The organism is Sphingomicrobium lutaoense (assembly GCF_014195685.1).
In the GTDB taxonomy this organism is placed as follows: domain Bacteria; phylum Pseudomonadota; class Alphaproteobacteria; order Sphingomonadales; family Sphingomonadaceae; genus Sphingomicrobium; species Sphingomicrobium lutaoense.
The window spans coordinates 930,007-944,044 of record NZ_JACICF010000001.1; the positions used below are offsets into that span (position 1 = coordinate 930,007).

The window sequence follows — 14,038 nt, forward strand, 5'->3', positions numbered from 1 at the left end:
GAAGAAATTATATGATTGGTTTGGTATTGGTGACCCATGGCCGGCTGGCATCCGAGTTCATCACGGCCATGGAGCATGTGGTGGGGCCGCAGGAAGCCATCATCGGCATCTGCATCGACGCGGATGACGACATGGAAGCACGCAGGAGCGACATCGGGGCGGCGATCGCCAAGGTGGATCAGGGCCAGGGCGTAATTATCCTCACCGATCTGTTCGGGGGCACCCCCTCCAATCTCGCGATCAGCCTGATGGATGGCGAGAATGTCGAGGTCATCGCAGGCGTCAACCTGCCCATGCTGATCCGCCTCGAAGGCGCGCGCAAGTCGATGGACGTGCAGGCCGCCGTGGCCGCCGCCAGAGAAGCGGGGCGCAAATATATCTCGGTCGCGTCCGAAATTCTCGGGGAAGCCGCGGCTTGAACGGACATAAGGCAAAGACGGTTAAGGTGTGCAATCGCCGGGGCCTCCATGCCCGGGCGAGCGCCAAGTTCGTCAATCTCGTCCACGAGCTTGGCGAGGGCTACACCATCCATGTCGAAAAGGACGGCAACAAGGTCACGGGCACGTCGATCATGGGCCTGATGATGCTGGGCGCCGCGATGGGCGACAAGATCACCATCCATGTGACCGGAGACGATCCCGCGCCTGCGCTCAAGCAATTGTCGAAGCTGGTCGAAGACCGGTTCGGCGAGGATTGATCGGGCGCCATGCCGCGCGAGATCAGTTCCTTTTCCAACAGCACGGTCAAGATGATCCGCGCGCTTCGCGACAAGAAAGCGCGGCGCGAGCATGGGCTTTTCCTTGCCGAAGGGCTCCGCATCATCGCCGAAGCGCGCGATGAAGGCCAATTGCCGCAGCTGATCGCTTTCTCCGAGAAAGGCGCGGCCCACCCCCTCGCGGCGGAAATCATCGCGGAGACCGAAGCGGCGGGCGGAGATGCCATCGTCACCTCGCCCGACATCCTTTCCAAGATGAGCGGCAAGGACAACCCGCAGATGCTGCTGGGCGCCTATGCCCAGCCCGATACCTCGCTGTCGGCCATCGACCGGTCGAGCGCCGATATATGGTTCGTGGGCGAGAAGCTGCGCGATCCCGGCAATATCGGCACCATCTTGCGCACTGGCGATGCAGTGGGCGCGGGAGGCCTGATTCTTATCGACGATTGCGCCGACCCCTTCAGCGTGGAGACCGTTCGCGCTTCGATGGGTGCTTTGTTCACCCAGGGGATCGCACAGGCTCGTTGGGATGAATTCCTTCCCTGGCTACGGTGCGGCGATGGCCAATTGGTCGGAACCAGCCTCAACACCGATTTCGATTATGCCGACGCGCCCTACAAGGCTCCCTGCTTCCTCCTGATCGGCAATGAAAGCCAGGGGCTACCGAAGGAATATGAGGACGCTTGCGATCTGCTGGTGAAGATCCCGATGGCCGGCAAGGCCGACAGCCTCAATGCCGCGATTGCCGCAGCGGTCACGGCCTTCCAGGTTCGCTCCCACTGGCGGAACCGCTAGGCCGCGAAAGCCGTTTCTCTCTGCATGAAAATGGCGGCCTCACTTCTGGCCCTCGCATTGGCGGCATGCACGACGGCCCCCTATGGGTCGGACGGTCTTTATCGCGAGCCCTATGGCGGCCGTGATTATCCCCCCTATCCGGCGCCTTACCCCGACAATTACGGGATGCCCCTACCCTTTCAGGACGAACCCTATCGGGCAATCGGCACCGAGCCTTTCTGGTCTCTCGAACTCGACGGGCGGGAAATGCAGTTCAAAACTGCCGATGGCCTAAGTTACCGCGAACCCGTTCCGCCTGTGCGCCCCACCGCCGCAGGTGAGGTTTTCGAGGGCCGACGGCTGGTAATGGTGATCGAGGCACGAAGCTGCTCCGATGGCATGAGCGATCGCGTCTATCCCAACAGCGTCGTGGTCTGGTTCGACCAGAACCGCTGGACAGGCTGCGGCGCGCCACAGTCCTTCTATCGCGAAGCCGGGGAAGGACCGCCTTCGGGCAATGCCGCAATGCTCGAACGCACCAGCTGGACCGTGATGTCGATCAACGGGCAGCCTGTCCCGCGTAGCGGCTATTATATCAATTTCCTCCCCGGCGGTTCGATGGAGGCCCGCTTCGGCTGCAACCGCATTTCAGCCACGGTCACTGTTCAGGGCCAGACTTTGACCGCCGGCCCACTACAGTCCACCCGGATGGCCTGCGCTGACATGAGCATGGAGAGCGCCGCCTCGAACATTCTGGGCGCGCCTGCGGAAATCGCTCTGACACGCGACGGGCTGACGCTTCGCAATCGGCAGGGAACGATCGCTGCCCGAAGGGCGCGCTAGGCGACATCCTCGTCATTGGCCCGCTCCTTGGGCGCGGCAAGCTTGGTCAGGACGCGCGGTGCTGCCTCGACATGCGAGAGATCGGGCAATTCCTTGCTGCTGCCTGCGCCCAAATCCTCGAAACGCTTCGCCTGTGTCATTACCTGGCTTTCGAGGCTCCCCACCATCTTGTTGTAGGCATTGTTGGCGCGACCCAGATTGAGCCCCATCGTGGCGACATGCTCGGCCATGGTGGCAATGCGCTGATGAAGGTCGCGCCCGAGCTGTGCGATCTGCCCCGCTTCCTTTGCGAGCTTTTCCTGTTTCCACACGCTGGCGACCGTTCGTGCGATTGCGACGAGATTGGTCGGGGTCGCAAGCAAGACCTTCTTTTCGAACGCCCAGTCCCACAGCCCCGAATCCTTTTCGAGCGCGGCGGTCAGGAAATGCTCTCCCGGAATGTACATGACGACATAGTCGGCGGAATCGTCGAATTGCGCCCAATAGCTTTTCGAGCCCAATTGTTGGGCATGGTTGCGCAGCGAAGCGGCGTGGGCCTGTAAATGCGCATCACGGCGATCGTCATCGACCTCGTCATTGGCATCGATGAAGGCATTGAGGCTGCACTTGGCATCGACAACCAGTTTGCGCCCGCCCGGCAGGTTCACCACCGCATCGGGACGTAGACGCCCTTCGTCGCTGTCCACCGACACTTCGGTCTCATAATCGGTATGTTCGGCAAGGCCCGCTTGCTCGAGCACGTTGCGAAGGCTCTGCTCACCCCAGCGCCCACGCGCTTTGGGTGACGAACGAAGCGCGTTCACCAGGTTGCGCGTCTCGTCACGCACCTGCCCCTGCCCCTGCCGCACCTGTTCGACCACGGCCTTGAGCCCGGCATAATGGTCGACCCGCTCCTTTTCGACCGCGTCGATCTTTTTCTTCTGTTCTTCAAGAAGTTGCTGAATGGGCGTGACAAGCGATCGCAGCTTGGACTGGCTTTCCTTGTCGGCTTCGCTGAAGCGCGCGCCGGCCTTTTCGAGGAAATCCTGCTGCGCCTTCTCGAGCATCTTGTCGCCGACTTCGCGGAACTGCGCGACCAGCTTGTCCTTCGAATCCTCGAGATCCTTCATCCGCTGGGCGAAATGCTCGGCCTCCGCGCGGAGCCGCGCCAGCTCGGCGGACCCCGATTTGACTTCGTTGAGGGCCGCGTCCCTTTCCTCGCGCACGGCGTCGAGCTGCATCCTCAGGCTTTCGACCGAAGCCTCGGCACGGGCGGCACCCTGCTTGCCGAGCAGCCAGCCGATCACAGCGCCGATGGCAAGACCGCCAAGCGCGGTCAGAATGAGAAACGGGTCCATACCTCCCCCTAAAAATGCAGAACGAAGCATGAACCTAGACGAGCGTTGGAATGGCGACAAGCGGAACCTTCACCTTCTCGATGCGTCGGCATCTTCAGCAAAAGGAGAGCTATTCCATGTCCATTCGCAAGATGATCGCGCTGCACCCTGACGTCGTGAAGTCAGGCCATGTCAACGAGCCGCTCGGCACCGCCGTCCATCACGCCATGTATTGCGCGAAGATGTGCATGAGCTGCGCCGACGCCTGCGCCGCCGAGGAAATGGACATGACGCAATGCATCCGGGTCTGCTCGGACTGTTCGGACATCTGCGAAGCGATGAGCCGCGTGGGCGCACGGCGCAGCGGTACCAATGAACAGGTCCTCAAGGACATGCTCGAACTGTGCGCGCGCGTCTGCGATGCCTGCGCGGCCGAATGCGAGAAGCATGACCATGATCATTGCAAGCTGTGTGCGCAGATCTGTCGCGAATGCGCCGACGACTGCCGCAAGGCGGCGATGACGATCAGCGCCTAGGCGGCACGCGCCCCGCGAACCTTGCGGGCCTTGGCGAGCTTCTTCAGGACCATGTCGCGCTTCAGCTTCGACAGATGGTCGATGAAGAGAATGCCCTCGAGATGGTCCATCTCGTGCTGGAGGCAGACGGCCAGCAAGCCTTCCAGTTCCTCCTCGTGGGCCTCGCCATTCTCGTCGAGCCAGCGCGCGCGGAGGCGGTCCGGCCGCATGACGTCGGCATATTGATCGGGAACCGACAGGCAGCCCTCGGTATAGGGCACCTCATGGTCCGAGCTTTCGACGATCTCGGGATTGATGAAGACCCGCGGTTCCTTCTTCACGGGACTTTCGGGATCGTCGGGATTTTCGGGTTCCTGGAGGTCCATGACGAGAAGGCGAATGGGCTTTCCGACCTGCACCGCCGCGAGGCCGATACCCGGAGCCGCATACATGGTCTCGAACATGTCCTTGATGAGCGTACGAATATCGTCGTCGACATTTTCGACGGGCTTGGAAATTTCGCGCAGGACAGGATCCGGCGTCTCGTAGATCGGTAGAATGGCCATGCGCCCCATTTAGGCGGTCAATGCCCGCGGATCAAGCGATGGGACGCCGCGCACGAAGCGCCTGCGCCAGCGTGCCCTCGTCCAGATAATCCAGCTCGCCGCCTACCGGAAGGCCATGGGCAAGCTGTGTCAACCGGATCGGGAATTTCTCGAGCCTTTCCGACAGATAATGCGCCGTCGTCTGCCCTTCGAGCGTCGCATTCATCGCCAGCACTACTTCGTCGATCCCGCCTTTCTCGATCCGCGCGATCAGGCTTTCGATGGCCAGGTCCTCGGGCCGGATACCCTCGAGCGCCGACAGACGTCCGCCAAGGACGTGGAACCGCCCCGGGAAAAGTCGCGACCGATCGAGCGCCCAGAGGTCGGAAACATCCTCAACAACGCACAACAGCCGCTCGTCACGGCGCGTGTCGGTACAGATGCCGCATGGGTCGCTGGTATCGACATTGCCGCAGATCGAGCAAGTGGAAAGCGTCTCGTTGACTTCGGCCAATGCGGTCAGAAGGGGTTCGAGCACGCCTTCGCGCTTCTTGATGAGGTGCAGCACCGCGCGCCGCGCGGAACGCGGGCCGAGGCCCGGCAAGCGCGAGAGGGCCTGCGTCAGCGCTTCGAGTTCGGTCGATGCCATGGTCACTCAATAGGGGTGTTGGCGCGCCATGCAAGCTGCGGCTATGGCGATCCTCATGCGAGTGATCATGATGGGAAGCCCCGATTTCGCGGTGCCGACGCTCAATGCCCTGGTCGAGGCGGGGCATGAGGTCATCTGTGTCTACTGTCAGCCCCCAAGGCCCGCCGGGCGTGGCAAGAAATTGATGCCGACCGCGATGGAACAGCGGGCGCATGAACTGGGCTTCCCCGTTCGTAGTCCCACCAGTCTCAAGAGCGAGGCCGAACAAGAGGAATTTGCCGACCTGGAGGCCGATGTGGCCATTGTGGCGGCTTATGGCCTCATTCTGCCCAAGCCCGTTCTCGATGCCCCGCGTCTTGGGTGCGTCAATGTCCATGCATCCCTCCTGCCCCGCTGGCGCGGCGCGGCGCCGGTGCAGCGGGCGATCATGGCGGGAGACGCGGTCACCGGCGTCACGCTGATGCAGATGGAAGAAGGGCTCGACACCGGCCCGATGATCCTTCGGAAAGAGATTGCAATAGATCAAAAGAACGCGGCCCAACTGACTGAAGAACTTGCCCAACTTGGGGCGATGATGGTCGTGGAATGGGCGGCGGACCCCGATGCCCATGACGCCTCGCCACAACCCGATGACAGCGTCACCTACGCCCGGAAGATCAGCAAGGAGGAAGCGCGGATCGATTGGGAAAGGCCTGCCGCCGAGATCCAGCGCCATATCCAGGGCCTGTCGCCCTTCCCGGGCGCATGGACGATGCACGAAGGCGAACGGCTGAAACTGCTCGCTGCCGAAGAGGTGGAAGCCGAAGGCGCAGCGGCCACGGCGATCGATGACCGGCTGACGATCGCTTGCGGCGACGGCGCAATTCGCGTCACGCGCGTGCAGCGCGCCGGAAAGGGAGCCGCGAGCAGCGAAGAGATGCTGCGCGGCTATCCCATTACAAAGGGCGCGCGCTTTTCATGACCCGCTGGCGCTTGACCGTCGAATTCGATGGCGGCCCGTTCATGGGCTGGCAGAGGCAGGATCATGGCCCCTCGGTGCAACAGGCGATCGAGGAAGCGGCCGAGCACATGACCGGAGAGCAGGTGCGCCTCCATTGCGCGGGACGCACCGACGCGGGCGTTCACGGCCTCGCGATGAGCGCGCATCTCGATCTGGAAAAGTCCGTGACGCCTCACCGCCTTCGCGAAGGGCTGAATGCGCTGCTACGCCCCGATCCCGTCGCGATCCTGCACGCCGAGCCGGTCGACGACGACTGGCACGCGCGCTTTTCCTGTGTGGGCCGCGAATATCTCTACCGCATCCTCAACCGTCGAGCCCCGCCCACTCTGGACCGCGGGCGTGTCTGGCACATTCCCCAGTCGCTTGACGTCGAGGCGATGCAGGAGGGCGCGCGGCATCTGGTGGGCCGGCACGACTTCACGACCTTCCGCTCGGTCAATTGCCAGTCCCAAAGCCCCGAGAAGACGTTGGACCGCCTCGAGGTCGAGAGAGTCGGCGACGAGATCCATATCCGAGCGGCAGCGCGCAGCTTTCTCCATCACCAGGTGCGGTCGATGGTGGGAACGCTGTCGCTGGTCGGTCGCGGGCAATGGAAAGCCGATGACGTAAAGGCGGCGCTGGAGGCCAGGGACCGGCAAGAGCTGGGTCTGAACGCTCCACCGGATGGCCTCTATTTCGTTCGGGCGATTTATCCGGAGTGACAGCCAAGTCACTGGTCGTTCAGGATTTCCTTCGCGGATGGCTGGCCGAGGAAGGCGGTGGGACTTGCTGACAGGCCGTAGGCGCCCTGGCAGAAGATCGCGATGATATCACCCACCTTGGTGTCGGGCAGCATGACCTCGTCGCCGAGGAGATCGAGCGGAGTGCAGAGCCTTCCCACCACGCTTGCCTCCATTTGTGCTTCTTCGGAGAAGCGGCTGGTGTTGGCGATGGGATAGTTGCGGCGCAGGAACTGGCCGAAATTGCCGCTGGCGGCGAGAACATGGTGGAGGCCGCCATCGGTCACGAGGAAGGTCTTTCCATGGCTCTCCTTGCGGTCGAGGACGCGCGTCAGATAGATGCCGGCCTCTCCCACAAGCCAGCGTCCCAGTTCAAGGATGAAGCGCGTGTCGGCATATTCGGCAGGCAGGTCGGACAGCGCGTCCGCAAGCGCCTTTCCGACAGCGGCGCTGTCGAGTTCCTTTTCCCTGGGGAAATAGGGAATGCCGAAGCCGCCGCCGAGATTGACCTCGGCCGGGATCTTTCCCGTCTTTTCGGTCAGACTGCGCACGAGGTCGAGAGTGGCCCGATGGCTTTCGATCAGAGCGTCGGCGCTTAGCGATTGCGACCCGGCATAGATATGATAGCCGCGCCAATCGGCATCGGCCTCGACCAGGAGGCGCACCAGTGCGGGAACCCGGTCGGCATCCACTCCGAAGGGACTGGCCAGGCCTCCCATCTTCATTCCCGCGCCCTTGAGCGCGAAGGGCGGGTTAATGCGGATGGCAAGTTGGGGCCGCAGGGAAAGCTCCCTGCCCAGCGAAAGGGCGCGCTCGGCCTCCCCTTCGCTTTCGAGATGGATGGTGACCCCCGCCTTCAACGCAGCCGCGAGATCGGCGTCGCTCTTGCCGGGCCCTGCCATGCTTAGCGGGAGGCCGAGCCCCTTCACCTGATCCAACTCCCCGCGCGATGCGAGATCCAGTCCGTCGACCTCCTCCGACATGATTTCAAGAAGGGGCCGGTAAGGGTTTGCTTTCACGGCATAATGCAGTTTCACACGGTCCGGGAATTCGGAGCGGAGGCGCGCAACTTTTTGACGGACGACGTCGGCGGAATAGACGAAGAGCGGGGCGTCACCCTCTTCGAGCCAGTCGCCCGCCTCTTTCCCACCGATGCGTAAATGCCCTGTCGGCGTCGCATCGAAATAGGGTGGGATCGGACCCATTTCCTTCACCGGGCCATCTCCCGCAATCTTGCGCGGTCGACCTTGCCCGTCGCGCCGGTGGGGAGGCGATCGTGCCAGACGATGGTTTTGGGCATCATATAGGCAGGCGTATTGACCTTGAACCAGCGGCGCAATGCCTGTTCGTCGCCGCTGCCGACACAGTGGAGGATCACCGCCTCCCCCAATTCCTCGTCGGGGATGCCCATGGCCGCTGCCTCGACGGCCTGGCCGCTCGCAAGCGCGGCCTCTTCAATTTCGTCGGGGCTCAAGCGGTTACCGCTGACCTTGATCATCGCATTGTCACGTCCGCGGAAGCGCAAGAGGCCGTCCTGGCCGCGCACCATCCGGTCTCCCGACCAGGCGGCAATGCCCCCATGGCGGCTGTGCGATGGAGCGGGGCGGAAACGCTCGGCTGTCTTCTGCTCGTCACGCCAATAGCCCTTGGCAACCAAGGGTCCGGCATGGACGAGTTCGCCTTCCTCTCCGGGAGCCGCCTCGCTGCCATCTTCGCGCACCACCAGAAGTTCGGCAAAGGGAATGGCGGTGCCCACGCTGTCGGGATGGGTGTCGGCGAGTTCAGGGTCGAGGCTCGACGAACGGAAAGCCTCGGTGAGGCCATACATCAGGTGAATGGCCGCATTAGGGAACAGCTGGCGAAGCTGGCGGAATAGCGGCTCGGGCACATGGCCACCCGAATTGGTCAGCGTGCGAAGGCTTGCCCCTTCGCCATCCGACCAGTCGAGGCGGACCAGCTGGTGCCAAAGAGGCGGCACCCCGGCAAGCAAAGTGACGTCATGGCGCCGAACCGCCTTTTTCACATCATTTGCAAGAAGATAGTCGAAAGCGATGACGCAGCCACCCGCTTTCCAGGTCGAAAGAAGCTGGTTCTGCCCATAGTCGAAAGCGAGAGGCAAAAGCGCCAATGTGCGCTCAGTGGCGTCCATCCCCAGATAGTCAGCGACCGCCACCGCGCCGAGCCAGAGATTGGCGTGGCTGAGCATCACTCCCTTGGGTTTGCCGGTGGAGCCCGAAGTATAGAGCAATGCCGCCAGTTCGTCGGTATCGTGCGATGATGGCGGGAGGTGCTCCTCGCCATCGTGCCAGTCTTCGAGAGCGATCGTCGGGACATGGCTTTCCAGCCCCCCGAGGCGGCCCTGGTTGGCGATCAGCAGGCCCGCTCCGCTATCGGCGAGAATATGCGCAGCCTGAGGTGCCTTGAGCACGGGGTTGATCGGGACATGGACCAGGCCCGCGCGCGCCGCGGCGAGCGGCATCTGGCAGGCTAGCCGCGTCTTGGGCATCCAGGTTGCGATGCGATCGCCTTTCGCAAGACGCAAAGCGAGCAGTCGGGCGGCGATCCGGCCCACATCGCGCTCAAGCTCGCCATAGCTCAGCTCTTCCTGACCCGAGACCAGTGCCGGTGCGTCGGGATCGCCGAAAGCTGTCAGATGATCGAGTGGGCGGATGTCCATCTCCCCTCGCCTAGCGCCAACCGCGCCTCCTTGGAAGCTTGCCAGCAGGCCGCACTTTCCCTAGGGGCGGCGGCATCCTTGTTCCTCGGAGAAATTCCTTGATCGATAGCGATTTGGAAATTGTCGACGATGCCCTGCGCCTGCTCCTTGCCGAAACGCTGGGGCTCGACCGGGCCGAAGTCGACCGTTTCGAGGAAAATACCGAACTGTTCGGCGCGCTCCCCGAGTTTGACTCGATGGCGGTGGCCCATCTCCTGACGGCGCTGGAAGAGCGGCTGGGCATCCTCATCGAGGACGATGCCGTCGAGGCCGAGGATTTCATGACCTTCGGCCGCCTGACCGCCATGGCCCGGCGCCTGGCGCTGGATTAAGCGCCTACTCCGCCGCGACGGTTTCCTTTTCGGCGAATTCGAGCTCTGCGAGGTAACGTTCGGCATCGAGCGCGGCCATGCAGCCGGTTCCCGCAGCCGTCACGGCCTGGCGGTAATGCTTGTCCATCACGTCGCCGCAGGCATAGACGCCGGGAATGTTGGTGCGGGGTGTGCCGGGTTCGACAACAATATAGCCGTCGCTGTCGAGTTCGAGCTTGCCCTTGAACAATTCGGTCGCGGGCGCATGGCCGATCGCGACAAAGGCGCCTTCGCACTCGACCCGGCTGACCTCGCCGGTCTTCACATTCTTGACGTCGAGTCCGACCAGCCCTTCGGGATCGCCTTCGAGCACGAATTCCTCGACCGTATGGTCCCAGAGGACATTGATCTTCTCGTTCGCGAACAGGCGGTCCTGCAGGATCTTCTCCGCACGCAGTTCGTCGCGGCGGTGGATGAGAGTGACGTCATCCGAATGGTTGGTGAGGTAGAGCGCTTCCTCGACCGCGGTATTGCCGCCGCCGATGACCGCGACCTTCTTGCCGCGATAAAAGAAGCCGTCGCAGGTGGCGCAGGCGCTGGCGCCCTTGCCCTTCGCGCGCTCTTCGGAAGGAAGGCCGAGCCATTTGGCCTGTGCGCCCGTGGCAATGACGACGCTGTCGGCTTCGTAGATGGTGCCGCTGTCGCCCGTCAGGCGGAACGGGCGCTGGGTGAAATCGACATCGGAAATATGGTCCCATTCGACTTGCGTCCCGACATGCTCGGCTTGTGCCTGCATCTCCTCTATCAGCCAGGGGCCCTGGATGACGTCACGGAAGCCCGGGTAATTTTCGACATCGGTGGTGGTGGTGAGCTGCCCGCCGGGCTGGATGCCCTGCACCACGATCGGCTTCAGGCCAGCACGCGCGGCATAGATGGCGGCGGTCCAGCCGGCCGGACCGGAGCCGAGGACGAGAAGCTTGGTTTTCTTGATGTCGGACATGGTTGACTACCTAGGAAGCGTCTAGAGATCAGACAAGGCGGCTCTGTTCGAGCGCAGCGGCGACGAAGCCCTTGAAAAGGGGATGCGGGTCGAACGGGCGGCTCTTCAGTTCGGGGTGGAATTGGACGCCGATGAACCAGGGATGCTCGGGCCGCTCGACGATTTCCGGAAGCTCGCCATCGGGGCTCATGCCCGAGAAGATAAGCCCGCCCTCTTCGAGCTTCGGGATATAATGCGAATTGACTTCGTAGCGGTGGCGGTGCCGTTCGGAAATCTCGGTCGTTCCATAGACGCTCGCGACCTTCGAATTGGGCGACAGCTTGGCGTCATAGGCGCCGAGCCGCATCGTGCCGCCAAGATCGGTGTCCTCGCTGCGCTTCTGGAGGCCTTCCTCGCTCATCCATTCGGTGATGAGGCCGATAATCGGTTCGCCCTGTTCACCGAATTCGGTGGTGGTCGCATCGGCAATGCCCGCCTGGTGGCGCGCGGCCTCGATGCAGGCCATCTGCATGCCGAGGCAGATGCCGAAGAAGGGAATGTTGCGCGTACGGGCGAAGCGGATCGCCGCGATCTTGCCTTCCGATCCGCGCTCGCCAAAGCCGCCGGGAACGAGAATGGCGTGAAGCGGCTCGAGCTGTGGGACCAGATCTTCAGGATCGCCTTCAAACATCTCGGCGTCGAGCCACTTGATGTTGACCTTCACCCGGTTGGCGAGACCGCCATGGACGAGCGCTTCGCGAAGGCTTTTGTAGGCGTCGGGAAGAGCGACATATTTGCCGACGACCCCGATGGTCACTTCGCCCTCGGGATTGTCGACCCGGTCCATGATGTCGATCCAGCGAGTGAGATCGGGCGAATCCTCGGCTTCGATCCCGAAGGCCTTCAGCACTTCGCGGTCGAGACCTTCGTGATGATATTGCAGCGGCACGTCATAGATCGAGCGGGCATCGAGCGCCTGGATGACCGCGCCTTCGGGCACGTTGCAGAATAGCGCGATCTTGCGCCGTTCATTGTCGGGAATCGGATGCTCGGTGCGGCACAAAAGGACCTGCGGCTGGATGCCGTAGCTGGTGAGCTCGCGGACGCTGTGCTGCGTGGGCTTGGTCTTCAGCTCGCCCGCTGCGGCAATGTAGGGAACGAGCGTGGTGTGCACGAAGCAGGTCTGGCCGGGTCCGAGGTCATTCTTGAGCTGGCGCAGCGCCTCGACGAACGGCAGGCTTTCGATATCGCCGATGGTGCCGCCGATTTCGCAGATCACGAAGTCGAGACCGTCAATGTCGTTTTGCGCGAATTCCTTGATGGCGTTGGTGACGTGCGGGACCACCTGCACCGTCGCGCCGAGATAGTCGCCGCGCCGCTCCTTGGCGATGATGTCCGAATAAATGCGGCCCGAGGTCACATTGTCGCTTTGCCGCGCCGACACGCCGGTAAAGCGCTCGTAATGACCAAGGTCGAGATCGGTCTCCGCCCCGTCGTCGGTCACATAGACTTCGCCATGCTGATAAGGGGACATCGTCCCGGGATCGACGTTCAGATAGGGGTCGAACTTACGGATGCGGACCTTGTAGCCACGCGCCTGGAGAAGCGCCCCGAGGGACGCTGCAAGGAGACCTTTGCCAAGCGATGAAACCACGCCGCCGGTGATGAAAATGAACCGCGCCATGGGAATTGGGGCTTAGGGACAGGCGAGCCTGTCTGGCAAGCGCAAGAATCGCTTTTGCGAAAAAAAGTTGGTCGGCTTGGCGACTTATTCGGTGATCGGGGCCGCGTCGTCGCCGGCGGCGTCGGCAGGCGCGGTGGCCGGAGCCGAATCGATCGGCGCGATCGGCGCGCTGGGCGCGAGATCATTGACCAGCGAGGTATCGATTTCGCCGCCGCGATCGGTGGTCCCGGCAACCGCCGCGAGTGCGATGGCGAGCAGCACGAAGATCGTCGCGAGAACTGCGGTCGCGCGAGTCAGGAAATCGGCCGCGCCGCGCGCCGACATGAAACCCGAGCTGTTACCGCCCACGCCCAGTCCGCCACCTTCCGAACGCTGCATCAGGATGACACTGACCAAAGCGACAGCGACCAGCGCCTGGAGAATGAGAAGGAAGGTGAACATGGGTCGGAAGACTTTCTCGTGACAGGAATTGGCGGCGACTTAGCGACCTGCCCTCACTTTTTCAACAAAGGAGAGTGAAGGCCCCTCCAAAAGAAAAGGCCGGGACATTCGTTGCGAACGTCCCGGCCTCTTTCGAAGACTGGATCAGTCGTGGCAGCGCTTAGAGCGTGCCACCTTCACCGGCAGCAGCTTCGCCTTCGCTGGCGTCAGCGGCCTTTTCCTCGGTTTCATCGGCATCTTCGCCTTCGGCCGCGCGAGCCGCTTCGGCTTCGGCGACCTGTTCGGGGGTCAGTTCGACGCCAAGGGCTTCGAGATCAGCGGCGTTGTAAAGCGCGATCGCACCCGTGCTTGCGCCCTGGACCGCATCGACGGGGACGCGGACGACCTTGCCCGAGGTCAGGCGGATGGTGATGGTTTCGTCATTCATGGCTTCGAACTTGCCGACGACGGCACCGTTCACGTCCTTGACTTCCTTGCCGAGCGCGACCGAAGCGGCGGCCTTCGCCTTGTCGGCGGCGACGGCGGCATTGAGGTCGGCCTTGGTCATGCCGAACAGCACCTTGCCTTCGTGCAGAAGCACGGCATTGGCCGGCATCGGGATGTCCTTGTGCTGGTCGGTCGAGATGAAAACCATTCCGTCCGCAAGCTTGGCAACGGTGCCGACTTCATCGCCGGTCTTGTCATGCACGACGGTCATGCCCGGTGCGATGGCAACGGCAGCATCCTGCGCGAAAGCCGGGGTGGAAGGAGCAGCTGCGGCAATGGCAACAGCGGCGACGGCAGTAAAAATCGATTTCATGGTGTCCTTTCCCATTGAATTTCGGGGCTTTT

17 protein-coding genes are annotated in these 14,038 nt (G+C 62.7%); 8 read left to right on the top strand and 9 right to left on the bottom strand.

The window, feature by feature from the left end; genetic code table 11:
- Window positions 1-11 precede the first annotated feature (11 nt).
- Genes FHS50_RS04395 through FHS50_RS04410 form a run of 4 tightly spaced genes read left to right on the top strand, consistent with a single transcriptional unit; the run spans window position 12 to window position 2,332 of the window.
- On the top strand, window positions 12-419 hold the full coding sequence (locus tag FHS50_RS04395) for a PTS sugar transporter subunit IIA (protein WP_183933151.1): 408 nt from the start codon (window positions 12-14) through the stop codon (window positions 417-419).
- Window positions 416-697: an HPr family phosphocarrier protein gene (locus FHS50_RS04400; RefSeq protein ID WP_183933152.1), complete on the top strand. Its 282-nt coding sequence runs from the start codon at window positions 416-418 to the stop codon at window positions 695-697. The genes FHS50_RS04395 and FHS50_RS04400 overlap by 4 nt, the downstream gene beginning before the upstream one ends.
- A 9-nt stretch (window positions 698-706) precedes the next feature.
- On the top strand, window positions 707-1,510 hold the full coding sequence (locus tag FHS50_RS04405; RefSeq protein WP_183933153.1) for a TrmH family RNA methyltransferase: 804 nt from the start codon (window positions 707-709) through the stop codon (window positions 1,508-1,510).
- A gap of 24 nt (window positions 1,511-1,534) precedes the next feature.
- The gene (locus tag FHS50_RS04410; RefSeq protein WP_221184828.1) at window positions 1,535-2,332 is read left to right on the top strand and encodes an META domain-containing protein; all 798 of its coding nucleotides are present in this window, start codon (window positions 1,535-1,537) and stop codon (window positions 2,330-2,332) included.
- Here FHS50_RS04410 and FHS50_RS04415 read toward each other — a convergent pair.
- The gene (locus tag FHS50_RS04415; protein WP_183933155.1) at window positions 2,329-3,669 is read right to left on the bottom strand and encodes a DNA recombination protein RmuC; all 1,341 of its coding nucleotides are present in this window, start codon (window positions 3,667-3,669) and stop codon (window positions 2,329-2,331) included. The genes FHS50_RS04410 and FHS50_RS04415 overlap by 4 nt on opposite strands.
- Window positions 3,670-3,785: 116 nt before the next feature.
- Here FHS50_RS04415 and FHS50_RS04420 point away from each other — a divergent pair, with 116 nt between their 5' ends.
- Window positions 3,786-4,184 (top strand): four-helix bundle copper-binding protein, encoded by a 399-nt coding sequence (locus tag FHS50_RS04420; RefSeq protein WP_183933156.1) that lies wholly within the window; start codon window positions 3,786-3,788, stop codon window positions 4,182-4,184.
- Here the strand turns inward: FHS50_RS04420 and def are convergent.
- Both def and recR read right to left on the bottom strand, forming a co-directional pair.
- Complete coding sequence (gene def / locus FHS50_RS04425) at window positions 4,181-4,729, bottom strand: peptide deformylase (protein ID WP_183933157.1); 549 nt, start codon at window positions 4,727-4,729, stop codon at window positions 4,181-4,183. The two genes, FHS50_RS04420 and def, sit on opposite strands and share 4 nt — an antisense overlap.
- 31 nt (window positions 4,730-4,760) lie before the next feature.
- Window positions 4,761-5,357: a recombination mediator RecR gene (recR, locus tag FHS50_RS04430; protein WP_183933158.1), complete on the bottom strand. Its 597-nt coding sequence runs from the start codon at window positions 5,355-5,357 to the stop codon at window positions 4,761-4,763.
- A 55-nt stretch (window positions 5,358-5,412) separates the two neighbouring features.
- On the opposite strand from recR, the gene fmt reads away from it, so the two are divergent.
- Both fmt and truA read left to right on the top strand, forming a co-directional pair.
- Window positions 5,413-6,318 (top strand): methionyl-tRNA formyltransferase, encoded by a 906-nt coding sequence (gene fmt / locus FHS50_RS04435; RefSeq protein ID WP_183933891.1) that lies wholly within the window; start codon window positions 5,413-5,415, stop codon window positions 6,316-6,318.
- Window positions 6,315-7,058: a tRNA pseudouridine(38-40) synthase TruA gene (gene truA, locus FHS50_RS04440; protein ID WP_183933159.1), complete on the top strand. Its 744-nt coding sequence runs from the start codon at window positions 6,315-6,317 to the stop codon at window positions 7,056-7,058. The genes fmt and truA overlap by 4 nt, the downstream gene beginning before the upstream one ends.
- An 8-nt stretch (window positions 7,059-7,066) precedes the next feature.
- On the opposite strand, the gene FHS50_RS04445 is transcribed toward truA, so the two are convergent.
- Window positions 7,067-8,290: a pyridoxal-dependent decarboxylase, exosortase A system-associated gene (locus FHS50_RS04445; RefSeq protein ID WP_183933160.1), complete on the bottom strand. Its 1,224-nt coding sequence runs from the start codon at window positions 8,288-8,290 to the stop codon at window positions 7,067-7,069.
- Window positions 8,287-9,753, bottom strand: coding sequence for an AMP-binding protein (locus tag FHS50_RS04450; RefSeq protein ID WP_183933161.1), 1,467 nt, complete (start codon window positions 9,751-9,753; stop codon window positions 8,287-8,289). Before FHS50_RS04450 ends, FHS50_RS04445 begins: the two co-directional genes overlap by 4 nt.
- A 98-nt stretch (window positions 9,754-9,851) precedes the next feature.
- Here FHS50_RS04450 and FHS50_RS04455 point away from each other — a divergent pair, with 98 nt between their 5' ends.
- Complete coding sequence (locus FHS50_RS04455) at window positions 9,852-10,124, top strand: phosphopantetheine-binding protein (protein ID WP_183933162.1); 273 nt, start codon at window positions 9,852-9,854, stop codon at window positions 10,122-10,124.
- A 4-nt stretch (window positions 10,125-10,128) separates the two neighbouring features.
- Here FHS50_RS04455 and trxB read toward each other — a convergent pair whose 3' ends face one another.
- The 4 genes from trxB to FHS50_RS04475 form a co-directional block, all read right to left on the bottom strand.
- Window positions 10,129-11,103 (bottom strand): thioredoxin-disulfide reductase, encoded by a 975-nt coding sequence (gene trxB, locus FHS50_RS04460; RefSeq protein WP_183933163.1) that lies wholly within the window; start codon window positions 11,101-11,103, stop codon window positions 10,129-10,131.
- 28 nt (window positions 11,104-11,131) lie between these two features.
- Window positions 11,132-12,766 carry a CTP synthase gene (pyrG, locus tag FHS50_RS04465; protein WP_183933164.1) on the bottom strand — a complete coding sequence of 545 codons (1,635 nt, stop codon included), beginning with the start codon at window positions 12,764-12,766 and terminating at the stop codon, window positions 11,132-11,134.
- Window positions 12,767-12,850: 84 nt separating this feature from the next.
- Window positions 12,851-13,207, bottom strand: a complete 357-nt coding sequence (secG, locus tag FHS50_RS04470) for a preprotein translocase subunit SecG (RefSeq protein ID WP_183933165.1) — start codon at window positions 13,205-13,207, stop codon at window positions 12,851-12,853.
- A gap of 160 nt (window positions 13,208-13,367) precedes the next feature.
- Window positions 13,368-14,006, bottom strand: coding sequence for a hypothetical protein (locus FHS50_RS04475; protein ID WP_183933166.1), 639 nt, complete (start codon window positions 14,004-14,006; stop codon window positions 13,368-13,370).
- Window positions 14,007-14,038: the final 32 nt, after the last annotated feature.